The sequence below is a fragment of the Lacipirellulaceae bacterium genome, from assembly GCA_040218535.1.
Lineage (GTDB): Bacteria > Planctomycetota > Planctomycetia > Pirellulales > Lacipirellulaceae > Adhaeretor.
In genome coordinates this window covers 398,952-421,182 of record JAVJRG010000010.1, presented here as the reverse complement: position 1 = coordinate 421,182, position 22,231 = coordinate 398,952, and the positions used below count along the sequence as shown (strand labels likewise).

Here is a 22,231-nt window from a genome sequence, read left to right as displayed (position 1 = left end):
GGACCTATCTCTAGGATGTCAATCGATTTAGCTATTCATGGCGCAGCAGGACGTATGGGGCAACGCGTGGTTGCCTGTGCCGCCGCTGACAACGGTTTTGAGATCGTCACTGCGTTCGAGTCAGTCGATCATCCTCAGCTTGAAGCGGATGCCGGACTGCTAGCCGGGATTGCCGGGTTGGGAGTTCCGCTAAAGCCTGTTGGTCCGACCGCGGCTGCAATCGTAATCGACTTTTCAGTTCCCGATGCGGCAATGGCGATGATTGAACATTGTTTGGCCGAGAAGAAACCGGTCGTAATCGCCACGACTGGCTTCAGCGATGCTCAGATTGCGGCCATCCATGAAGCCGCGAAGGCGATCCCGGTAGTGTTCGCTCCGAGTATGAGCCCTGCTGTGAATCTGGTGATGAAGTTGACTGAGATTGCCGGAGGTGCGCTCAAGGATTTGCCGTCAGGCGTGGATGTGGAAATCATCGAGCGGCATCATCGTTTCAAAGAAGACGCACCCAGCGGAACGGCGTTGAAGTTTGGTGAGATTGTCGCTAAGGCGATGGACAAACCGGCTGTGGCGCACGGTCGTGAAGGCCGCCCCGGTCAACGTCCGAGTAATGAGATCGGCTACCACGCGGTGCGTACGGGTGACAACCCAGGCGAGCATACGATCGTCTTTGGGATGTTGGGCGAGACCATCGAGCTGAATGTTGCCGCAAGTAATCGTGATTGTTATGCGCAGGGAGCGCTCATGGCCGCGAAGTGGCTGATCGACAAGCCGCCGGGCCTGTACGGCATGGCCGAAGTCCTCGGGTTGTAGGGTCTTAATTTCGCGAGTGGCTATGAAGTGTGACGAAGGCTATCTCTGTGACGTGTGTGGTGAGGATGTCGCCAATCTGACCGATAGCGATCTGTACCTTCGCTTCGTTGTGGGAATGCTCGATCCTGAAGTCCTGCATACGACCCCAGAGCGACATTTACGCTGCAACCCAACCCTAGCCCAGTACATTGTGGCGGATGAATTCGAGCCGGTTTCCGTCGATGGGGACTTTGACAAGCGATTGCTTGATACCGCTTTCGTTGCCCAGCGCGAAGCACTGATCACCCGTGGCTGGCAGCGTCTGCAGGAGTTGTCGGGTCAAGAGCTTAAGATCATCGACTACCCACTGCCGGAAGTTCGGGAGCGAATTCAAGAGCGATCGCTGACAGAGTGAACTACCTGAGAACACTTCTCTTGTGAGTTGGAGCAATCGGGCTCATAATCTTCCGCATGAGCACCTCGGAAGAAGCAAGCCATGAGGCCACGGAAGCCCCAGCAGACACGCAAATTGCTGATAAATCGGCCTTGCCTTCGCTCTACGCGGATCGTTCTTTCTGGGGAATGACCGTCACGCAGTTTCTGGGGGCGTTCAATGATAATCTGTTCAAGCAGCTCATCTTGTTGCTTTCGATTTCGACGGTTGGCGCTTCTGCTCTAGGGGAACAACCGGGGACGGTCCTGCTGTGGTTTGGGGTGCCCTTGTTGGTCGCCTCCTCGGTGGCCACGGTGGCGCCGATGTTCTTTATGGTTGCGTTTGCCGCGATTGAACAAGGAGCTGTCTCCGATGGTCAAGCGACCGTGATGTTCGTGTTCGCGGCTCCCTTCTTAGCGTTTACCGGATACGCCGGTTACCTCTCCGACAAGATTGGTAAACGGGGGATTGTGATCTCGTGCAAATTTGCCGAAATCGCCATCATGGCTTTAGGCGGGTTGGCGTTTGTTGCCTATTCTCGCGAGAGTACTTTGTGGCCATTGCTTGCCGTGCTGTTTCTGATGGGGGCGCAAAGCGCCTTTTTCGGTCCCGCCAAGTACGGCATTCTGCCAGAGATGCTACGCGAGCGAGATTTGCCGCGAGCCAACGGTTTTATGCTAATGACCACGTTTCTGGCAATCATTTTTGGGACGGTGGTCGCTGGCAAACTGCTGGAGTCCTCCGGTGAAGAGCTTTGGCGGTCTTCGATCGCCTGCGTCGTCATCGCTGTCGTAGGGACGGTGTCGTCACTGCTCGTTCGAAAAGTTCCAGCCGCGAATCCCGATTTGAAATTCGATACCGACGCTGTGACGGTGCCTCAAGATATGAGGAGCTTGTTGGCCGGTGACCGTCCCTTGCTGATGGCGCTGCTGGTTTCAAGTGTCTTTTGGCTGCTTGCGGGTATGGTGCCCTCGGCTGTCAACGCACTCGGGAAAATCGAGATGCGTATCGGTGACGACCACACAAGCGAGCTCGCTGGGATCATTGGCGTTGGAATCGCCGTCGGGTGTGTGATTGGTGGTCTTGTTTCTGGCGGGAAAGTGGACTTTCGCTTGTTGCGGATCGGCAGCGTGGGAATGTTCGTCTGCTTGATCTTGATGGCCGTTCCAGCAAAGGGTGACATGAGCTTGCTGAGAGATGAAAACGGGGAGCTGTCTCGATTGCCGGGCCTAGGAGAAGGCCCACAGTGGCTAGGATACTGGGGCAGCCTACCGACGTTGCTCATGCTGGGAGTCTGCACGGGGCTGTTTGCCGTGCCGTTGCAGGTCTTTATGCAATCGCGTCCGCCGGATGATAAGAAGGGGCGGATGATTGCCGTGATGAACCAAGCCAACTGGGTTGGGATCCTGATTTCGGCGGGGCTCTATTGGATACTTTCCAGACTGATCGAGAGTTTCCAGTGGCCCAGGAGTACGATGTTCCTTTTCATCGCCTTTCTCATGCTGCCGATTGTTCTTTTTTATCGTCCCAAAGAGGGCGCATAAGAAAAGCCGCTTCCTCTTGGGGATGCGGCTTTCTCCAACGGTAGGAGTTTGCCGTTGCCTAGGACTTTTCGTCCGCGGTGGTTGACTTTGCAAGGTCCCCATCGTTGACGATTTTCGAATCGACAAACTGAATGTCGACCAACGCAGCAACAGCCGCTTCCGCGTCGAAGAGATCCTCTTCTACGGAGACAACAGCGGTCTTCGTCGCTAGGTCAACCTTCACGTCTTTGACGCCTGGCTGCTTCGCGAGTGTTTCTTTGACTGCTGGAGCGCAGGAAAACTCGCAGTGCATGCTTGGTACGCTGAATTCAACCGTGGGGGCGCCCTCAGCGTTAAATGTGGAAACCTCGGTGACTTCCGTTGTCTCGGATTCTTTCTCCGCGGAAGTCTGCGACTGGCAACCGATCATCACCAATGCGGTGAATACAAGTAGATACTTCATCGTGAACTCCAGAAAGGTGGGCCAAATTCTATGAAACTGGTATTCGGAGCGGAACACAGGAGGAACGCTCGCGGGGAGTGATTCGTCTCGTTCGTATCATAGCACGGACATGGGATTTACGCAAAACCCCGCAGCCACTTGTGACTTCCCGACACTCTAATTGCTGGCTTCCGTGGTTTCTGGCACGGTCAACTCAACGAGTTCGCCTTGCTCCGCCATCTCGCGGATGTCTTGGGTGATCTTCATCGAGCAGTATTTCGGTCCACACATACTGCAGAAGTGGGCACTCTTGAAGGTGTCTTGCGGAAGCGTTTCGTCGTGATATCGCTGGGCTGTCTCAGGGTCGAGAGCGAGGCGGAATTGTTCGTTCCAGTCAAACTCGAAGCGTGCTTTTGAAAGCGCATCATCGCGATCTCGAGCACCGGGACGTTGGCGCGCGATGTCGGCTGAGTGGGCCGCGATTTTATAGGCGATCAGGCCTTGTTTCACGTCTTCGCGTTCAGGAAGGCCAAGGTGTTCCTTCGGCGTCACATAACAGAGCATGGCAGCTCCTGCCCAGCCGGCTAGCGAGGCGCCAATACAACTGGTGATGTGGTCGTAACCCGGGGCGAAGTCCGTGACCAACGGGCCTAGCACATAAAATGGTGCGCCGTTGCAAACTTCGATTTGACGATCAACGTTCATCTTGATCTGGTCCATCGGTACGTGACCAGGACCTTCGACCATGACCTGGGTTCCGCGTTCTTGGCCGCGGGCGGTGAGTTCGCCGAGGACATCAAGTTCAGCAAACTGTGCTTCGTCGCTCGCATCAGCAAGCGAACCAGGACGGAGGCCGTCACCAAGGCTCCATGTCACGTCGTATTGACGCATGATGTCACAGAGATCGTCGAAGGCTTCGTAAAGCGGATTCTGCTTGCGATGGCTCATCATCCACTTGGCGATCAGCGAACCGCCACGGCTAACAATTCCGGTCACGCGGTCAGTTGTCAGGTGCAGATGCTCGTACATGATGCCGCAGTGGATCGTCATGTAATCGACACCCTGTTTGGCCTGGTGCTCAACCATGTCGAGGAAATGCTGGGGTCGCATCTCCTCGATTTCACCGCCGAGTTCTTCGAGCATCTGATAAATCGGAACTGTACCGATTGGCACCGGCGAGGCTTCGATAATCGCTTTGCGGATCGCATCGATGTTGCTGCCGGTTGAAAGGTCCATCACCGTGTCGGCACCAAAGTGAACCGCGGTGTGGAGCTTTTCGAGCTCGCCGTCAAGATCGCTGGTAACTGCGGAGTTCCCGATGTTGGCGTTGACTTTGCACTTGGTGGCAATGCCGATTCCCATTGGTTCAAGCCGGCCCGCCGCGTGGACGGTATTGGCTGGAATTACTAATCGACCCGCTGCCACTTCGTCACGAATCAGCTCGGGTGAAAGCTGCTCACGCTCCGCGACATAGTTCATTTCCTTGGTAACTTCGCCAGCGCGGGCAAACTCAAGCTGCGTGATGGGTTCTGACATCGAGATACTGAATCCTTATTCTGCTACGAAGTGATTCTGCTACGGGGTGCGAAAGTCTAATCCTAGGCAAGACTTCCGTCATTTTGAATGGGCGTTGATCGATTCATCCTATCGCTCGGGCAAACCGTGTCAATGAAGCTTGGCTGCCGGCGAGGAGTCATAGGGTTTTGAGATACTCCAACACCGCCTTCCGCTGGCGTTCATCGAGCACGCTAGGGAAATCATGGCCGCCTGCACTCTTGCCAAACTTTCGGGTGTCAAAGTAGTAGCGGGTTTCCGCTTTCGGAAGTTCTTTCGCAGGCAGGTGTTCGAGTGCTTCAACAGCAAGGCCGATCTTTTCGAAGTCGTAGTCGGTTTTCGGGCCCTGCAATGGTGAGCGGCATCTGCGTACCCAAACCATAGACCGCTTCTCGGGATTAAGCAGGTGCCACAGAGTCGGAACACTGCCGTTGTGGAGGTAAGGTGCGGATGCCCAAACGCCGGTTAGCGGCGGGGCAAGATATCCTTGGGGATCGGCGATCACCTCGCCAGCTTCGCCGTACTCATTGATCCAATTGCGACCATAACCTGCACGGTGCTCAACGGTAAGCGAGCCGAGACGAACCGGGTCGGTTTTGACAACAGACCAGTCGATGATTCGTTCGGGATACTGCTCGCTAAGCTCGATTTTTGGGTCGTAGGTCCCGTGGCAGGAGGCGCAATTCTCGTTGAATACTCCCCTCCCCTGCTCTGCGAGGGGTTGATCAATTTCAACAGGATACTTCGGTGGTTCGAGGGATTCGATATAGGCTTGGATGTGTCGGAAGTCGTCTTCCCACTCGCGAAACTTTTCCGGCCCATTCTCTTTCGACGCGATGAACTGCATCAGCGCGCGATGCCCGCGGGGCGCGAAGTTGTCGCAGTAAAGACGCTCTTTTATCGCCGTGTTCCACCAAGCTGGCGCATCGTGATCGTGGTGCGTTAGTTTGGGTGGGAGCCGATTACTTAAAACATTCAGGTCCTCATCGCGATAGTGCATGAGTGCGACGCCGAACATGATGGCGTTGGTGGTGCCGACGGTTGTTCCAAGCGGAAAGAAACTCGAGCCGATGTCGAGGCCCGAGAGCGGTTTTCGCAAACGAAGTTTTGTGGTGCGAATGTCTTCAACCAGTGTTTGCAATGCGAACTGCGTATTGGCGGCTCCAGGGATGAGTTCTCCTGCGACAGTTCCCTGGTGGCAGGCGAGACAGTTCATCGACCATTTGCCTTGGTCATCGACAACATACTGAATGGGACGATGCCCGGGATCGTCGGGTCGTTCCACAAATCCGTACCGGCGATAGGCCATGCGACGACGGTCGTCAGGCGAGGCAGTCGCGGCTTTCGAGCGGAGCGGCTCTTCCCACGACTGCCAAACTTCGTCAAAAGTCTCCTGATCGAAAGCGGATTCGACATACGGCTTATTGAGCAGGAGCTCATACCCCTTCTGCGCGGAGGCTTCCTCAGCGAGGACATTGTCGCTCGATGTAACAATAAGAACGGCGAGGGGTCCGTAGCACAGAAGGCTCAGCAGATGCAATTGTGAGGACATCTTTTCGAGTCGAGATTTCACTGAGAGACCACTAGAGCAGCTGAATTCAACCTATTGCAGACATTGAAACGTACGGGCAAACCGCAACAATTGATAATCGTTCACCTGACGCTCCAAGTACAGTGACCGTCATGTATCTGCATCGTAGATTATTAGTAATTTTCGTTGACTAAGTTCCGATGGATGATTCTGAAGAGCCCGAGCCGCGAGTGATCGCAATTGGTGACATTCACGGGTGTCTGACGGCATTTCGCTCATTAGTTGAAGCGATAGGTATTTGTTCCGGTGATACCCTCGTCATTTTAGGGGATGTCATTGATCGTGGGCCAGACAGTCGGGGTGTGCTTGACGTACTCCTAGAGCTGAAGGATCAATGTCAGTTGGTGTGTTTGCTTGGCAATCACGAGCAGATGTTGATCGACGTGGTTGAAAGCCGTATGCCGCTAAGTCTTTGGTTGGGATTCGGCGGGGAAGAAACGCTCGATTCCTACCTGGAAGGTGGAACGCTCAGTTCTTTCGACGCCAATCATCTTGAGTTCATCCAGTCTTGGGGCGACTACTTCGAGACGGCGAGCCACTTCTTCGCTCATGGAAATTTTGAAGCGGGCATCGCCTTGGCAAAGCAACCGTGGCATGAGATGCGTTGGATTTCCCTGCGGGAGAGCATCCCTTTACCGCATCTCACAGGAAAGACGGCCGTGGTTGGCCACACCTCGAACAAGCAAGGCAAAGTCGTCAACCTGGGACACCTCATCTGTCTGGATACCTATTGCTACGGTGGCGGATGGCTGACTGCGTTGGACGTCACGAGTGGTGTGATATGGCAGGCTGACCAGCAAGGCCAAGTCGACTTGAAGACTATCAACACAGTCGAGCAATCAACGCACCCGTGACAGCAACTCTTCTTGAACTTGGCGAACTGGGTCTGATGTGGCTGCGTCGGTTACCGAAAGATGACCGAATGGAAGGACGATCACATCGTCGACCCCAGCAAGCTTGCCTCGTTCAACGGAGACGATTCCGTCGCCCCTACCTTCGACAACTTCATCCATCTCTTCGAGAAGTTTCTCCAGGCGATTGGCGGATCCGCGGATTCCCGGGAGTTTGCTTCCGGTCTTGCGAATGGCTTTGCGGATCCAACGCATTTCTTCGTTGGACATCGTAGCCGCTGTGCCTAAAAAGATCGTGTATCGAACGTCAGGGTTGCGCGGTCGGGAATTCAACTCGGTAAGGAATGGGGAACCAGGGACTAAATCGTCGGCAGCTTCGCCAAGTCCGTCTACTACTGAGTCACGCCAGCGAGCCCAAGCCCCACCTTGCGAGCGGCTAAGCCAATGCTCCCAGACGTCCGTAGCGACAGCAAAGTGTGCAACCAACGTGCCCTGTGATGGCGGGGCGATCATTAGCAATTGGTCAACGTTTCGCGGCGCGAGTGCCGGATCTTCGAGACAGCCGCGTGCAACCAAACCTCCCATCGAGTGGGTCACCAGGGCGACCCGCCTCTTGGGATGTTTTTCTTCAAGTTGCTTGAGTTCCCGGGAAAGTCGCTCTGCTGATTCACGAAGGCTGTAGTCGTTCGGGTAGGTGAATCCGCCACACGGGTAGCCGCGTTCGGCGAACGGCTCCATTACCGCAGCATTGCGTTCGCAGTTGGAGTTGTAGCCGTGGACCTGAACAACCAGTGGCAACGCGGGGTCAGCTTGCGTCAAGTCATCTCGTATGACGAGGCCAAACTTCGCCTCGTCTTCTTCGCGAAGAACGCGTTTGCGCAGCCAAGTCTTGAAGCCGTAGTCAGCAGCTTCGCGAACGACCGGCTTGGCGACGGTCAGCCAGCGAGATTCACTGTCGATCAGCTTGGCGGGTTCGTCTGCTCTGGCTGAGATCGATAAGGCTGTCAATAACGTAGCCGCAATACCAAGTGTCGCAGCGAGTGACCAACGTGTTGCGTACATACCGGCAAGCCTCCGAGAGACATCCGTGAGTAGGGGAACCAACCGGCGGTATTCTACCGGTTGGGTGCCTATATGCAAAACTTAGGTGTAATGTTCGGAAGCGGCTAATCTAAGCCTCTTCTGAGTCTGCTTCACCGTTATTGGTCGGGGCGGTTAGCAGATCGTTAAATCCACCCGCGGCCAGGACTTTCTGACGGATCTCTTCGGCGATCTCGGGATTCTCCTTAAGGAAGATGCGGGCCTTTTCTTTCCCTTGCCCCAACTGCATCTCTCCGTAGCGAAACCAAGCGCCGCTTCGCTGGACAACCTTCTGTTCGGCACCGAGATCAAGAATGTCCCCCTCATAGCTGATGCCGTTGGTATGCATCATGTCGAACTCAGCGACGCGGAATGGTGGAGCAACCTTATTCTTGACAATTTTCGCTCGCACGCGTTGGCCGACCACGTCTTCGCCATCCTTGAGTGCACCAATGCGACGGACATCAATGCGGCAAGAACAGTAGAACTTGAGGGCCCGACCACCAGGAGTGGTTTCAGGACTGCCGAACATCACGCCGATCTTCTCGCGGATTTGGTTAATGAAGATCACCGAGGTCTTACTCTTGGCGATCGCACCGGTGAGCTTCCGCATTGACTGGCTCATCAGTCGAGCTTGCAGGCCGACGTGCGAGTCGCCGATTTCACCATCGAGTTCTTTCTTGGGAACGAGCGCCGCAACCGAGTCAACGATGATGATGTCTACGGCGTTGCTCTTCACCAGCATCTCGGTGATGTGCATTGCTTCTTCGCCGTGGCTCGGTTGGCTCACGAGCAAGGTCTCGAGGTCAACACCAAGCTTTTTCGCCCAGGTCGGATCGAGTGCGTGTTCTGCGTCAATGAACGCCGCAATGCCGCCCGCCTTTTGGGCTTCCGAAACGACATGCAAGGCGAGCGTCGTTTTACCGCTGGATTCCGGACCGTAGACTTCGATGATTCGTCCCCGTGGAATCCCCTGCCCGCCGAGGGCAATGTCGAGCGACAGACTGCCGGTGGGGATGCCCTCAATGCGGCGGACCTTGTCGGCCCCAAGCGGCATGATCGAGCCTTCGCCAAACTGCTTTTCAATCGCGGCGACAGTGTTCTTCAACTCGGGGCTACCCGCCATCAGGGCCTGAACGGCAGTTTTTTTGTCAGTGCCTTTGCCCTTCTTCTCGGTCTTCTTTTTGGCCACGGAATTACCTGCGCGTTTAGATTGGTCGTTGGGTTTTGTGCTGTTGTTGGACGATTTCGAGGCGGTAGCAACCATCGATAAGCTCCTGTTTTTAGCAGACTGGGCGTAATAGAAAAGGCTGGGTGTAGAATTGTTTGGCGGTCAGTTCCCGGAATCGCATACTGAACACACGAATACTATAAGAATGTACACATCTTGTGGCAAGAGCCTTTTCCGCAGGTTTTTTGCGAGCAAGAATAGAATGGTGCCGTATTCTGTTTCGAAGCAACGGTTTAGAGGCTTTCTAGCTTCCAGTTGAAAGCCTAGCGTCAGACGAAGCCCACAAGAGAGAGGCGAGAGATTGGCAAGCCGGAGGAAACTGGCCATCGCATTCAGCCAATCAGTGAGAATATGCCAACCCGTTCAAAAGCCCTTGCCGCCACCATCTTTCTGCTCGCCCTGGTGGCGACTGGAGTCGCGGGGTATTTGACGTGGACGACTTGGAACTCCACCGCAGTCGTCGGTTGCACGGGGGATGCCGGGCTGGATTGTGACTCAGTGTTGAGTAGCCAGTGGGCGAAGTGGCTCGGCGTGCCGGTCAGCTTGTTTGGGTGTTTTACCTATTTGCTTATCGCGATGACTTCTTGGCCTGCTGCGATGCGAAAACCGCGATTGGCGCCGACGCTGCTGTTTGCGCTCAGCTTACTCGCTGCCGGCTCGGGGCTGTGGTTCATTGGACTGCAAGTTTTGGTTGTGAAGAGCTTTTGCGTGTACTGCTTGGCGGTTCACTCTTGTGGTTTAGTGATTGTGGTTCTCACTCTGCTGCTGGTCGTTGGAACTCAGGAAGAGCGGGAACTCGGCTACTGGATGACCGGCGATGGCGAGTTAATGGACGAAGGCCTGGGCCTCGCACGCACTTTCCTCACCGCTTGCGGTTTCGCCGCAACCGGCCTAGCGACGTTGATGCTCGGGCAAGTCCTCGCTCCGCCACCGGCGATGACCTTGGAAACGGATTTCGAATTCGCCGAGCTGGACGAGCTGGACGAGCCGGACGATGTTGTTGAGCCAGAAGAAACACCAGAAACAACTGCTGCCGAAGAGCCACAGCAGGAATCGTTGTCGGAATCTCCCGATGACTCGCGTGAGGAAGCAGAGCCGGAGATCGTCCCCGACGTGGTTGTTACCGATGAGGAGCCGGCGGCTCTCGAGAATTCAGACTTCGGAGACGACGAGGATGACGATCTGTTCGCGGAGTTTGGCGATGCCGAGCTTGACGGCACCGGTGAAAGTGACAACTCAGAGAGCGATCAAGAGAGCGAAGCGTCCGCGGACAGCAATTATATCCGTCCTAGGCAGCCAAAACGGCTGATGAAGTTCCGCGGCTTGCGGGCGTTGCTCGACGTGCGAGACATGCCGGTGGTCGGCGATGGCGAGGGGAAGTTTATTGTTGTCGAGATGCTCGACTACACGTGTAAGCACTGCCGCCATTTGCACGAGTTTGTGCACGCCTCGCTCGATCGATACGACAATTTGGGCTTCGTGATCTACCACACGCCGCTCAACAAAGCGTGCAATTCTCACGTCACCAAGGTGAGTGAAAAGACGAAACACGCCTGTGACTACGCCCAACTTGCCATCGGCGTCTGGCTGCTGGAGCCTGAGAAATTCCCCGAGTTCCACGAGTACCTGATGACCGGCGAGAAGCCCCCGACCATAATCGAGGCCCGCCGCAGGGCGCGTGATTTAGTGGGTGACGAAGTGTTTCTCGACGAGTCGCTGCAAGAAGAAATCAGTCGCCGCCTCCGCCGCCAAGGCAACGGCCTGTTCGCCATCAAGACGGGGCTGCCCGTGATCATGCTCGACCGCGGCTACATCCGCGGTACACCGAAGACGAAGGAGCAGTGGTTTGGGTTTTTGGAGGAGAATGTGGGGGTGGAGCGTGATGCGAAATAGCCAACTGACAACAGTACGAAAAAAGAGATCACTGCTGTCGAAGGTTCCGGCACAATATGCAAAACCAAGTCGGATTGGTCCTGTAAGATAAAACGCAGAGGTTCGCTTTTTTGTCCGTTCAGCAGCAACCCTTCGACAACAACACTTCGAGGGTTAGTGCCAGAAAGAGAGCCGCTTATTACTTGCAGTTCCGGGCCGTACAGATGAGCTACGCTTTGCTCTGCTAGTGAAATGCTGTAATAGCGAAAGTCACCTCCGTAGAGGTGCATTACCGATTGACCAGTTGCATACAGCATGACGGTATAAGAGCTTGTTTCGCATTCTGCAGTACATCCAATCGAACCATTGAGTACTGTCAGGCGCGCGTTGTCTGTGAGATCGACGAAGAACTCAGTCCTTCCTCCATCAATCAACAAGTGTGCATCATCGCGCACGACAGTCGAGCCACCGGTGAATCGTCTACCAGGTCTTTGCAAGAGGCCATCGACTCCTATTACCCCTCCATCAAGCAACTGCACCAATGGGGGACCCTGCGGGCCGTTGATGATTTCGACTGCGCTGTCTGAGAAGGAATTATTAGCATCGATGACGGTGTCTTGATCAAGAACAGTGATGCTGGCGTGACAATTATTGCTAACTGTGAGCGTTAGAATTGCTACTCCAAGCAGCAAACAGGTCTTCGCTGGTTTGCTAAATCGCTGATCTGTCATTGGTAACTCCAAGTCGCCCTTGATCATACGAATGTCACTGTAGGGCAACGGAACAGCGGCGCACATTGACTACTAAAGCCTTCGGGATGAAGGAGTCATCATTCCGCGTTATCGAAAGTGCTCCTGATTCGATACCAAACTTTAGAGCGTGTTACATCTATTCGTAGCGGTACCCACAATGTCGAAAGTAGTTTCGGATCTCGGTTTCGGTGAAGAGTTCGAGGACTTGTCCGCAGAGTTCAACGAGCCTTTCTTGGGTTCTTCGTGCGCCGTCTCGTAGCCGACGTTTGAATTTGCTGAACGCCAGCTCAATCGGGTTGAGGTCGGGAGAATACGGCGGCAAGTAACGCACCTCGGCGCCGGTGGCTTCGATCGCCTGGACAACGCCGCTCACCTTGTGACTAGAGAGGTTGTCCATCACTACCACGTCTCCCTCACGAAGTTCACCTGCCAGGTGCTGTTCCACCCAAGCCTTAAAGAGCCGACCGTTGATCGCCCCCTCGACGCACAGCGGAGCCACGAAACCGCTAGCGCGGATCGCCCCGAGGAAGGTCGTTGTTTCCCATCGACCGCAGGGCGTCTTCTCGACCAAACGCGAACCTTGCTCACTCCGACCATAGGTCCGCGTCATATTGGTCTTGGCCCACGTCTCGTCGAGAAACACCACACGATCAGGATCCAGAGAGTCTTGTGAAGCGAACCACTGTCGACGTTTTAACGCGACATCTTCGCGGTCTTGTTCTTGGGCGATGAGCGTCTTTTTTTTCGAGTCAGACGCAGGGCCTGCAAGGCCCGGCAAATCGTGGCGTCGGAAGTCTGCCAGGACCGCTCCTGGGAGGCCAATGCGACCAGTTCCAGGAGCGTGGCGTCAGGTTGCTCAGCGATTTTCTCGCGCAGCCAATCAGCATGAGCGGTCCACGCCGGGTTGCGATCACGGGTCAGTTTCGGGGCAACCTTCCCCAGCTCACGACGCTCTTGTTTCACGCGGCGTACCCAAGACTCGCTTACATTGAACAACAAAGCGACTTCCCTCGTCCCCTTGCCGGCATCACAAGCAGCAAGCACTTCCCCGCGACGTTCCTTCGAATAAACCATCGGGCTCCTCCTTAAGGTGAAGTTACCAAGTCTACTCGAATTTCCTAAAGGGCGCTATGGTCTCGGGAAGTACGCTCTAAGGCGCCAGCAGATTCACCAACTCCGCCGCCCGCCGATGCCACCCCGCCCATTCGTGCGGCGTGTTCCCATTTACATCGACAGCCGTCCGGTCGGCCCCCGCTTCGAGCAGCAGCTTGACGATTTCCAGCGAAGCATAAGCCGCCGCCCGGTGCAGCGGCGTTTCACCCCGCGTGGGCGTGTTGCCGTTGAAGTTGTAGCTGTAAAGCCCCGGCTTGGTCTTCGCATTGACGTCGGCCCCGTGCTGAATCAACAGCCCGATCAACTCGGCACCCGCATCATTAGAAAGTGCATGATGCAACGGCGTTTCTGCCGTCTCCACACGACCAAGATTCACGTCCGCCCCATGTTCCAGCAACAGCCTGACGCACTCCGTCTGGTTCACATAACAGAGCCCCGCCAACACCGAAGCCCCAAACTCATTCGTCTGCGTATCCGGTGTCGCTCCACTGGCCAGCAGAAAAGCGGTGACCTCCGGATGAAAGTTCAACAACGTCCCCGAGCCGTACTCGTCCACCGAATTAGGATTCGCCCCCGACTCAATGAGCGCCCGCACGACGTCGAGCTCGCCTGCGAAGGCGGCGTGTTTGAGTTCGAGCGAGTTGGTGGGCATGAACAACACCTTTGAGTGCATGTCAAAACGAACAGGCCCGAAGGGCCGACAGCTCATAGCCAGGGCGTAAGCCCAGTTTGTCTGTTTGAATATGTTCTAACAACTAGGTTATGATTGTGCTGAAGGTCTAGTTGGATTACTAGCTACTATTCAAGCTAAGGGCTATTCGTGACAAAATTTCCGTTATTGAATCGAATTGCAAGCCTACTTTGTCTGGCGTTCTGTTTGCTTGTCCTATTCGAAGGTGAGGCCAATTCTACGACTTTCTCTGAGCAAGGCTCGACGTTACTGGCAGGAGCCAATCACAACTCCATCAGTGCCTCTATGGCTGACTATGACGATGACGGTGATCTAGACATTATGTTTCAGGGCTTCTCGGATACGCAGAAACTCTACCGAAATAATCTTGTCGAGAATGGCTCGCTCTCATTTACCGATATTTCTTCATCGCTGCCGGAAGGTTTAGAGCGTTCATGGAGTGCTGCTTGGGCTGACTACAACAGGGATGGAATAGTCGATGTTTTCATCGGTCAATCGAACCTAGCCTCGACTGCCAGTGGTGATGTCCTGCAAGGCGATGGATTGGGTGGATTCACGAATGCAAGTTCCTCAGTAGGATTAGACGATCCTGGCTTTCATCAAAATGTTGCGTGGGCGGATATTGATAACGATCGCGACCTGGATCTCATCCTGGCAATGGAGGGACCTGAGAAGCACGAAATCTATCTTCAGGCTTCCAATGGCACTTTTGCGCCAGCGGGTGCGACCGTCGGTTTTCAAGAAGACTTTGGGACGAAAGCTTACGGCATGGCCATAGGCGATACCGATGGGGACGGTGATCTCGACATCTATATCTCCACGTGCCGCTTCGGTGGCAACATACGCAATAACTTTTATGAGAATCAGCTAGCCCAGACAGGGTCGCTCAGTTTTGTCGATATCGCGGACACCAATGGGACGCAATACCTCGATAACAGCTACGGCTCTGAGTTCCACGACTTCGATAACGACGGTGATCTCGACCTCTTCATGGTCGGAGCGGATGGCCAGGATAGCAAAATATTTCGTAACGATGGCGGAAATCAATTCACCGACGTCGACACCATTACCGGCAACGCCTTGCTGATCGACAACGCGGGTGATCTCAACGGTGGCAAGGCCATTGACTATGACAACGATGGTGATCTCGATCTCTTTTTTCACGATCACCGTTCAGCTGTGGATAGCAACGTAGCGAGGAAGCTCTATCGTAATGATGGCAACTGGGTCTTTACCGACGTAACGGACGCGGTCGGCTTGAATGAGACGAATCAAGGAGCCTATGACAGCACGTGGGCCGACCTCGACCTCGACGGTGACCAAGACCTCATTGCCCCAACATCATCCTCAAGCACGGAGCGCATTTACCTAAGCGACGCTTCTACGAATGGTAATCATTGGCTTTACGTCCACCTTTCCGGTCCAGCGGACAATACGACAGGCGTCGGTGCCATAGCCTTTGCAACGCTCAACCAAGGCACCTTAGATGAAGTGACTTTACGTCGCGAGGCGAACACGAACGCGGGGACCTTCAACCAGAGCGATGTTCCGATTCACTTCGGTCTGGGCGACAATTCAATCGTCGACGAGCTGAGAATCGTGTGGCCTGATGGCACGGAGCAGATAATCTTGGGGGTTGCCGCGAATCAGCTTCTTGACGTTACGACACCAGGAGACTTCGATGGTAGTTTTGTTGTTGACGGGACCGACCTTCTCCAATGGAAGGCAGATTTCGGAATTAGTGCCGAAAGCGATTCTAACTTAGACGGTCAAAGCGATGGGCACGACTTCCTCGCATGGCAACGACAATTCGGCAATGGCGAAACGACACCGTCGACCGCTCGTGCCGTTCCTGAGCCTAAAAGCCAACTGATTGTCTCGGCTTTGGCAGTAATAGCCAGCTTGTTTTCTCGAACTAATAGAAGTCGAGGATTAGATTCACGCTGAGTTACCTGGCCGCAATCAGCCACCCAACCCGCTAAAATAGTCGAGCCCCAGCTCTTAATCGTTACGTGACAGGGAATTCACCCCAACAAGCCGGGACAACCCTTGCAAGACTCGCACGTTCGCCTGGGTGACTTTTGCACGCTCCACTTACGTGCAAAAAGCAAAAGTCGTGAGGGGATGTCTGTGTCGATCGTCGTAAGTCGTTAACTGGCAACAAGTGTGGGAGAGCGGGGCAGAAAAGCGGTCGAGACTTTTGCACGCTACAATGCGACTGCTGTGCAAAAGTGCGAAACGACCGAACAAACCAAATCAAATGCGAAAACTTGGAACGAAACCGATCATGACACTCAGCCCTCGACCAATTCTCTCCTCACTAAGTCTCATCATTGCTTTGCTCCTCTCGGGAATAGGCACGGCGGCGAGTGCAGCCACGCGACCCAACTTCATCTTCGTCCTCAGCGACGACATCGCTCAGGGCGATCTTGGCTGCTACGGCCAAGAACTTATCCAAACGCCGCGGCTTGATGAAATGGCTGCGCAGGGGACGCGCTTCTTGCAAGCTTACTGCGGCACGTCGGTTTGCGCGCCGAGTCGGGCGTCGTTCTTCACGGGCTTGCACATCGGGCATTGTCCGATTCGCGGCAACTACGCGATGTCGCCCGAGGGACAGTACCCGTTGCCTGACGAGACGGTCACCATTGCCGAGGTCGCCAAAGCCGCCGGTTACACGACGGCCACGTTTGGGAAATGGGGCATGGGCAATTTCGCCAGCACGGGCAATCCGCTCAAGCAAGGCGTCGATCACTTCTTCGGCTACAACTGCCAACGTCAGGCCCACAGTTATTTCCCCACGTTTCTTTACGATGATGACAAGCCGTTCCTGCTGCCGGGTAACAACGGCCGCGACATCGGTGAAACTTACGCGCAAGAACTCATTCAGAACGACATGATTCGCTGGCTAAAGGCGAACGCGGACGAACCCTTTTTCATGTTCTACGCAATCACCCTGCCCCACGGACATCACGAGATCGACGATCTGGGCGTCTACGCCGACAAGCCTTGGAGCGACAAGCAAAAGTCGTACGCAGCCCAGGTCACCCGTATCGACACGGACATGGGCGAGCTGATCGACACGCTGCGAGAACTGGGCATCGCCGAGAACACGCTCATCATTTTCACCGGCGATAATGGCTCTTCGTTTTCTCCGGAGTCAGAGATCGGCAAGCGTTTCAACCAAGCCCGCAACGGCCTTCGCGGTTATAAACGCGGAATGTACGAAGGTGCCCTCCGGCAGGCCGCGCTCGCTTGGTGGCCGGGCACCGTACCCGCGAGTCGCGTGGATGATCAGCCTTGGGCGTTCTGGGATCTGCTACCCACCTTTGTCGAACTGAGCGGTGCAACGCCGCCCCAAGGTTACGAGACAGACGGCTATTCGTTAGTGGAGTATCTGAAGGGGGGAGAAGCTCCCGAGCGAGACTACTTCTACTGGGAACTCCAAGACAACCGTCCGATTCAAGCCGCCCGCTTTGGTAACTGGAAAGCCGTCCGTAATGGAATCAACAAGCCAGTGGAGATTTATGATTTGGCTAGCGACCCTGGCGAGTCGAAGGACTTGGCAAGTGAGCAACCTGAGGTCGTTGCCAGGGCGAAGCAGATCTTTCAAGAAGCCCACCGCCCCCACCCCAACTGGTCGCTCAAAGGGAGGACCGCGGAGCAAAGAAGAAACAACAAAGCTGCGTGGGATATCACGCACGAAAGGAGAGCAACAAGTTGGGCTCCTGAGAATGCGAAGTCGTTGGAAGACTTGTATTGAAGGAAGCATTCAAGAATCAGGGAAAGTGAGAGAAGAGGCTCCGGGCGAGGCGTAGCTCGACGGCTAGGGATTTAGGCGAGCCGCGAGCGTCAGCGACCGGAGCATCGAAAACTCAAACAAGGTGAACCATGGGACCACTCAAAACAGAAATGGATTCCGACGAACGCATGTTCGGCAGCGGTTGGATCAGCGGCATGTTGAGCCTGGTGCTGGCAGTCGTCGGGCTAGCCACGGTCCTTTGCTTGCTTTATCCACAACTGCTGACCGTTGCCGATGTGCGCGGCTATTACAACGTGGCACTTGTGCGAGTGGCGTTGCACATGGTACTGATTGCGGCGTTCTTATTCGGAGCGCTCAGCGTGACTTTGCGGCAAAGCAAAGTGCTGGGCTTTGCGGGGATGACGCTCGTGCTGGTGGCGACGCTCATGGGCGGGTCGCGGGCGAGTAGCCGTATGGAGGGCGAGAGCGACATCTACTTCGGTCTCGATTTTTTTCTGCTCAACCTGATTTTGCTCGGAACGCTGTTCATTCCGATTGAACGACTGTTCAAGAAACGCGACCAACCGATCTTCCGCGCGGAATGGCGCGAAGACATGTTTTACTTCTTCATCAGCAGTCTGATGGTGCAGTCGCTCACGTACCTGTCGCTCGCCCCGTCGATGACGATCCTCGCCAAAACCGAGTGGGCCAGCGGCATCCGCGCGGCTATTGCGAGCCAACCGGTGCTGCTTCAATTCGTCGAGATCATGTTCTTCACGGACTTGGTGCAGTACTGGTTTCACCGTGCGTTTCACGAGGTCCCCTGGCTCTGGCGATTCCACGCAGTGCACCACTCGGCCAGACACATGGACTGGATCGCCGGCTCGCGGATGCACTTGTTTGAGATCATCCTTTTGCGTGCCTTCACGACGATCCCGATGTACGCCCTCGGCTTCAGCGAGGCGGCTCTGTACGGCTACATTTTCTTTGTCTACTTGCTGTCGGTCTTCGTGCACTCGAACTTGAGTTTCCACTTTGGCCCGTTGCAGTACGTGCTAGCCACGCCCCGTTTTCACCATTGGCACCACGGTATCGAGAAGGAAGCGATCAATATCAACTACGCGGTGCACTTCCCGTTGCTCGATCGCTTGTTCGGTACCTACCACATGCCAGGCGACGAGTGGCCCGAAGGCTACGGCATTGCCGGCCACCCTGTGCCGCTGGGTTACTGGAAGCAGTTTTGGTACCCGTTCAAGCGGGAGAAAAAAGAGGAAGAGTCGATTGAGGTATCCGAGTAGACTATTGCCCTGGCGAGACAGCTTCATAAGTCAAGGCGGAATGCCCCAAATCGAAAGAAGCTTTTTTCAGGTAGCCAAGCGATTCATTCAGAAATACCACAACGAGCAGGTTTTTCTCGTGAGAACACCCGATTATTCGACGTACTCTCGTTAGGTACTTAGGCGATCGCTCTACTTGGCATTTGCCTCGGTTATCATCCACTGAGATCAATAACTTACGTTCATATAAAGGTTCTGAATGTTTTCGAAATCATTACTTAGCAAATCCCGGATTTTAGCTTTGGGCTTTAGTGCTCTTTTCATTCTCGATTCGGCCTCTCCGGCAATCTCACAAGAAGCGAACACGCAGCCCTACGAAGCGAGTTGGGAGTCGCTAGACGCCCGCCCTATCCCTCAGTGGTGGACTGATGCCAAGTTCGGCATCTTCATTCACTGGGGACCTTACTCGGTACCGGCGTTTTCCAAGGTGGGGGCTTACTCCGAGTGGTACTGGGCGACTCTCCGCGAATCGGGGCGTGTGAAGCAGGGGCATAAAGAAACGAAAGCGTTTCACGATGCGATCTACGGTACGGATTTCACCTATCCTGATTTCGTTCCCATGTTTACCTGCGAAATGTTTGATCCCGATCAGTGGGCCGAAACCTTTGAGAAGTCAAGGGCGAAGTACGTCGTGCTGACCTCGAAGCACCACGATGGTTACACCCTATGGCCAAGTGACGAGGCGACGAAAAGCTGGGGCCGTCCCTGGAGCTCGACCAACTCGGGTCCCGAACGCGATTTGCTGGGAGATCTGACTGACAGCGTGCGCAAGACAGACGTGAAGATGGGCATCTATTACTCGCTGTACGAATGGTACAACCCGCTCTACGTTGCGGATCCCGATTTGTATGTCGAGAAGCACATGGTGCCGCAGTTCAAGGATGTTGTTGAGAAGTACTCGCCCGCGGTGATATTCTCCGACGGGGAGTGGGATCACACGGACGAGACTTGGCAGTCGAAGGAGTTGCTCGCGTGGCTCTACAACGATTCGCCTTGCAAGGAGGAAGTCGTCATCAACGACCGCTGGGGCAAGGAACTACGTCACAAACATGGCGGCTACTACACCACAGAGTATGGTGCCGGTCTGCCCAACGCCGAGAACCCGTGGGAGGAAAACCGCGGGATGGCTCACTCATTCGGGTACAGTCGCACTGAGAACCTCGAAGACTATAACTCGACGCAGCAACTCCTCTACATGCTGATCGATATTGTCAGCCGTGGCGGGAACTTTCTCCTCGATATCGGTCCGACTGCCGATGGGCGTATCCCGGTGATCATGCAGGAACGACTGTTGGAAATGGGCGACTGGCTCGAAGTCAACGGCGAAGCGATCTACGGCACCAAAACCTGGACCGAGTCGTGCCAATGGTCCGCAGGAAATCAGCGTGAGATGAAGCATGGCAATTACCGTGTGAAGTACGACGTGATGAAGTTCACCGTCGATCCCGACGAAGGGGATGGCGTGAAGGAAATCTTCTTCACCCGCAAGGGCGATTCGCTCTATTGCATCTGCCCGATCTATCCCCAAGGCAAACTCATCGTGAAGAATGTGAAAGCAGCGGAAGGCTCAAACGTTTCGCTATTGGGCTACGACGGCAAGGTGGAATGGAAGCAGAACGGCGAGAATCTGGAAATCATGGTTCCCGCCCTGACGCCTTCCAACGCTCCTTGCGAATATGCTTGGACGTTCAAGATTGAGAGCGTCAACTGACGCTTGCCGTAGTTTAAGGCCATCCCGACGTGTCGGGACACGGATTGTAATTCGATAAATCCTGGTCCTCTCTGGCTAATACCAATCGATACGCTTTGCAAGAAAGTTCTTTGTTATGCCAAATCGTCGTCAGTTTCTTCAGACCTCTGCCGCCCTCGCCACGCCCTACGTTTTCTCTTCCTCGAAGTCCTTTGCCGATCAAGTAAAAAGCGAAGGCAAGTTTCGTTTGGGTCTGATTGGGGCAGGCCACATGGGCGTCAATCACATGCGGTTCGCGAAGGACATGTGCGAAGTCGTCGCGCTGGCCGACGTTGATGAAGCCCGGCAGCTTCGAGCGCAGGAGAAGCTCAAAGGCTACCAAGTCAGCGACGGTAAAGCGGCTCTTCACAACGACTATCGCCCGATTCTTGATGACAAGACGATCGACGTTGTGTACATTGCCACGCCCGACCACTGGCACGCCAAGGCGGCTATTGAAGCCATGCGTGCCGGCAAAGACGTCTATTGCGAGAAGCCGCTCACACTAACCATTGAAGAAGGACAATTGCTACGGAAAGTGCAACTGGAAACGAAGCGTGTGGTTCAAGTCGGCACGATGCAGCGTAGTTATCGCGATCTCTTTGTGAAGGCAATCGCGCTGGTCCAGCAGGGCAGGCTCGGCAAGCTGACTCGCGTGCAAGCCGCCATCGGTGGCGCGCCAGCTTGCGACCCCTTACCTGCTGTTGAACCACCGGCAGGGTTGGATTGGGATCGCTGGCTCGGACCTGCGCCCCTGGTCGAATACAGGTCCAATGGAATAGGCGAAGTCCCGCGTAGCAACTGCCACGGTAATTTTCGCTGGTGGTATCAGTACTCTGGCGGCAAGCTAACCGACTGGGGAGCGCACCACGTGGACATTGCTCGTTGGGCGCTGGACGTGAATGGGCAGACTGATCACCCGGTCTCGATCGGCGGCACCGCTAAGCATCCGGTGCCTTTTGATGAGAACGGTATGCCGACCGAAGATGATCGATTCAATACGCCCACCGCGTTTAACTTTACTGCGAAGCTACCCAGCGGCACCGAGATCATCATCCGCAACGACACGGACAATGGGGTTTTGCTCGAAGGTGACAAGGGTCGAATCTTTGTGAATCGTGGCAAGTTGGTCGGCGCTCCGGTGGATGCCCTCAAAGACGACCCGCTTCCTGAAGACGCCATTCAACAGGCGTACCGCGGGATGCCGATGCCGTACAATCGCCACCAATTGCACTGGGCCAATTTCTTCCAGTGTATCCGCGAACGAACCGAGCCGATCTCCGACGTCGCCAGCCACATGCGAGCGCTCGACTTGTGTCATCTGGCCGGCGTTTCCGCCCGACTGGGCCGTGAGTTAAAGCTTGATTGGAATTCCACCGACGGAAAAATCCTTGGTGATGAACAAGCCCAGTCGATGCTTAGCCGCGAAAAGCGTGCTGGTTACAAGATCGATGCCTAGCGTCTGTGTCCGGATAGGTAGCAGTGCTCCCACTCCTAGAAGAAA

General features: G+C 55.0%; 19 protein-coding genes. 10 read left to right on the top strand and 9 right to left on the bottom strand.

Annotated features, from left to right (window positions below; genetic code table 11):
• Window positions 1-15 precede the first annotated feature (15 nt).
• From dapB to RIB44_13710, 3 genes are read left to right on the top strand one after another with little or no spacing between them, the layout of a single operon-like run.
• Window positions 16-810 (top strand): 4-hydroxy-tetrahydrodipicolinate reductase, encoded by a 795-nt coding sequence (gene dapB / locus RIB44_13720; GenBank protein ID MEQ8617627.1) that lies wholly within the window; start codon window positions 16-18, stop codon window positions 808-810.
• A 22-nt stretch (window positions 811-832) separates the two neighbouring features.
• A complete protein-coding gene (locus RIB44_13715) occupies window positions 833-1,204 on the top strand; it encodes a hypothetical protein (GenBank protein ID MEQ8617626.1) in 372 nt (123 codons plus the stop codon).
• A gap of 56 nt (window positions 1,205-1,260) precedes the next feature.
• Window positions 1,261-2,766, top strand: coding sequence for an MFS transporter (locus RIB44_13710; protein ID MEQ8617625.1), 1,506 nt, complete (start codon window positions 1,261-1,263; stop codon window positions 2,764-2,766).
• A gap of 58 nt (window positions 2,767-2,824) precedes the next feature.
• On the opposite strand, the gene RIB44_13705 is transcribed toward RIB44_13710, so the two are convergent.
• From RIB44_13705 to RIB44_13695, 3 genes are all read right to left on the bottom strand, one after another.
• Window positions 2,825-3,208, bottom strand: coding sequence for a heavy-metal-associated domain-containing protein (locus RIB44_13705; protein ID MEQ8617624.1), 384 nt, complete (start codon window positions 3,206-3,208; stop codon window positions 2,825-2,827).
• A gap of 156 nt (window positions 3,209-3,364) precedes the next feature.
• Window positions 3,365-4,711, bottom strand: a complete 1,347-nt coding sequence (thiC, locus tag RIB44_13700; GenBank protein ID MEQ8617623.1) for a phosphomethylpyrimidine synthase ThiC — start codon at window positions 4,709-4,711, stop codon at window positions 3,365-3,367.
• 169 nt (window positions 4,712-4,880) lie between these two features.
• On the bottom strand, window positions 4,881-6,293 hold the full coding sequence (locus tag RIB44_13695; GenBank protein MEQ8617622.1) for a cytochrome c: 1,413 nt from the start codon (window positions 6,291-6,293) through the stop codon (window positions 4,881-4,883).
• Between the two features lie 179 nt (window positions 6,294-6,472).
• Between RIB44_13695 and RIB44_13690 the strand changes: the two genes are divergently transcribed.
• The gene (locus RIB44_13690) at window positions 6,473-7,186 is read left to right on the top strand and encodes a metallophosphoesterase family protein (GenBank protein MEQ8617621.1); all 714 of its coding nucleotides are present in this window, start codon (window positions 6,473-6,475) and stop codon (window positions 7,184-7,186) included.
• Here RIB44_13690 and RIB44_13685 read toward each other — a convergent pair.
• Together RIB44_13685 and recA are read right to left on the bottom strand one after the other, a co-directional pair.
• A complete protein-coding gene (locus RIB44_13685) occupies window positions 7,172-8,245 on the bottom strand; it encodes an alpha/beta fold hydrolase (GenBank protein ID MEQ8617620.1) in 1,074 nt (357 codons plus the stop codon). The two genes, RIB44_13690 and RIB44_13685, sit on opposite strands and share 15 nt — an antisense overlap.
• A gap of 109 nt (window positions 8,246-8,354) precedes the next feature.
• Complete coding sequence (gene recA, locus RIB44_13680; GenBank protein MEQ8617619.1) at window positions 8,355-9,389, bottom strand: recombinase RecA; 1,035 nt, start codon at window positions 9,387-9,389, stop codon at window positions 8,355-8,357.
• A gap of 456 nt (window positions 9,390-9,845) precedes the next feature.
• Between recA and RIB44_13675 the strand changes: the two genes are divergently transcribed.
• Complete coding sequence (locus RIB44_13675) at window positions 9,846-11,387, top strand: vitamin K epoxide reductase family protein (GenBank protein ID MEQ8617618.1); 1,542 nt, start codon at window positions 9,846-9,848, stop codon at window positions 11,385-11,387.
• On the opposite strand, the gene RIB44_13670 is transcribed toward RIB44_13675, so the two are convergent.
• From RIB44_13670 to RIB44_13655, 4 genes are all read right to left on the bottom strand, one after another.
• On the bottom strand, window positions 11,303-12,124 hold the full coding sequence (locus RIB44_13670; protein MEQ8617617.1) for a hypothetical protein: 822 nt from the start codon (window positions 12,122-12,124) through the stop codon (window positions 11,303-11,305). The two genes, RIB44_13675 and RIB44_13670, sit on opposite strands and share 85 nt — an antisense overlap.
• A gap of 130 nt (window positions 12,125-12,254) precedes the next feature.
• Window positions 12,255-12,896: an IS630 family transposase gene (locus tag RIB44_13665; GenBank protein ID MEQ8617616.1), complete on the bottom strand. Its 642-nt coding sequence runs from the start codon at window positions 12,894-12,896 to the stop codon at window positions 12,255-12,257.
• A complete protein-coding gene (locus RIB44_13660; GenBank protein ID MEQ8617615.1) occupies window positions 12,812-13,192 on the bottom strand; it encodes an IS630 transposase-related protein in 381 nt (126 codons plus the stop codon). The genes RIB44_13665 and RIB44_13660 overlap by 85 nt, the downstream gene beginning before the upstream one ends.
• Before the next feature lie 76 nt (window positions 13,193-13,268).
• A complete protein-coding gene (locus tag RIB44_13655) occupies window positions 13,269-13,883 on the bottom strand; it encodes an ankyrin repeat domain-containing protein (GenBank protein MEQ8617614.1) in 615 nt (204 codons plus the stop codon).
• Between the two features lie 324 nt (window positions 13,884-14,207).
• Here RIB44_13655 and RIB44_13650 point away from each other — a divergent pair, with 324 nt between their 5' ends.
• The 5 genes from RIB44_13650 to RIB44_13630 all read left to right on the top strand — a co-directional run bounded on the left by RIB44_13650 (window position 14,208) and on the right by RIB44_13630 (window position 22,186).
• Window positions 14,208-15,869, top strand: a complete 1,662-nt coding sequence (locus tag RIB44_13650) for a CRTAC1 family protein (GenBank protein ID MEQ8617613.1) — start codon at window positions 14,208-14,210, stop codon at window positions 15,867-15,869.
• Between the two features lie 340 nt (window positions 15,870-16,209).
• Window positions 16,210-17,682 carry an arylsulfatase gene (locus RIB44_13645; protein ID MEQ8617612.1) on the top strand — a complete coding sequence of 491 codons (1,473 nt, stop codon included), beginning with the start codon at window positions 16,210-16,212 and terminating at the stop codon, window positions 17,680-17,682.
• Between the two features lie 128 nt (window positions 17,683-17,810).
• Window positions 17,811-18,959, top strand: coding sequence for a sterol desaturase family protein (locus tag RIB44_13640; protein ID MEQ8617611.1), 1,149 nt, complete (start codon window positions 17,811-17,813; stop codon window positions 18,957-18,959).
• A gap of 238 nt (window positions 18,960-19,197) precedes the next feature.
• A complete protein-coding gene (locus RIB44_13635) occupies window positions 19,198-20,709 on the top strand; it encodes an alpha-L-fucosidase (protein ID MEQ8617610.1) in 1,512 nt (503 codons plus the stop codon).
• Between the two features lie 115 nt (window positions 20,710-20,824).
• The gene (locus RIB44_13630; protein MEQ8617609.1) at window positions 20,825-22,186 is read left to right on the top strand and encodes a Gfo/Idh/MocA family oxidoreductase; all 1,362 of its coding nucleotides are present in this window, start codon (window positions 20,825-20,827) and stop codon (window positions 22,184-22,186) included.
• Window positions 22,187-22,231 lie beyond the last annotated feature (45 nt).

Coding starts and splice junctions, on each gene's coding strand:
- RIB44_13635 (MEQ8617610.1), top strand. CDS start 19,198: ATGTTTTCGAAATCATTACTTAGCAAATCCCGGATTTTAGCTTTGGGC.
- RIB44_13655 (MEQ8617614.1), bottom strand. CDS start 13,883: ATGCCCACCAACTCGCTCGAACTCAAACACGCCGCCTTCGCAGGCGAG.
- RIB44_13695 (MEQ8617622.1), bottom strand. CDS start 6,293: ATGTCCTCACAATTGCATCTGCTGAGCCTTCTGTGCTACGGACCCCTC.
- RIB44_13660 (MEQ8617615.1), bottom strand. CDS start 13,192: ATGGTTTATTCGAAGGAACGTCGCGGGGAAGTGCTTGCTGCTTGTGAT.
- RIB44_13630 (MEQ8617609.1), top strand. CDS start 20,825: ATGCCAAATCGTCGTCAGTTTCTTCAGACCTCTGCCGCCCTCGCCACG.
- RIB44_13675 (MEQ8617618.1), top strand. CDS start 9,846: ATGCCAACCCGTTCAAAAGCCCTTGCCGCCACCATCTTTCTGCTCGCC.
- RIB44_13715 (MEQ8617626.1), top strand. CDS start 833: ATGAAGTGTGACGAAGGCTATCTCTGTGACGTGTGTGGTGAGGATGTC.
- RIB44_13670 (MEQ8617617.1), bottom strand. CDS start 12,124: ATGATCAAGGGCGACTTGGAGTTACCAATGACAGATCAGCGATTTAGC.
- RIB44_13645 (MEQ8617612.1), top strand. CDS start 16,210: ATGACACTCAGCCCTCGACCAATTCTCTCCTCACTAAGTCTCATCATT.
- RIB44_13640 (MEQ8617611.1), top strand. CDS start 17,811: ATGGGACCACTCAAAACAGAAATGGATTCCGACGAACGCATGTTCGGC.
- dapB (MEQ8617627.1), top strand. CDS start 16: ATGTCAATCGATTTAGCTATTCATGGCGCAGCAGGACGTATGGGGCAA.
- RIB44_13650 (MEQ8617613.1), top strand. CDS start 14,208: ATGGCTGACTATGACGATGACGGTGATCTAGACATTATGTTTCAGGGC.
- RIB44_13685 (MEQ8617620.1), bottom strand. CDS start 8,245: ATGTACGCAACACGTTGGTCACTCGCTGCGACACTTGGTATTGCGGCT.
- RIB44_13710 (MEQ8617625.1), top strand. CDS start 1,261: ATGAGCACCTCGGAAGAAGCAAGCCATGAGGCCACGGAAGCCCCAGCA.
- recA (MEQ8617619.1), bottom strand. CDS start 9,389: ATGGCGGGTAGCCCCGAGTTGAAGAACACTGTCGCCGCGATTGAAAAG.
- RIB44_13690 (MEQ8617621.1), top strand. CDS start 6,473: ATGGATGATTCTGAAGAGCCCGAGCCGCGAGTGATCGCAATTGGTGAC.
- RIB44_13705 (MEQ8617624.1), bottom strand. CDS start 3,208: ATGAAGTATCTACTTGTATTCACCGCATTGGTGATGATCGGTTGCCAG.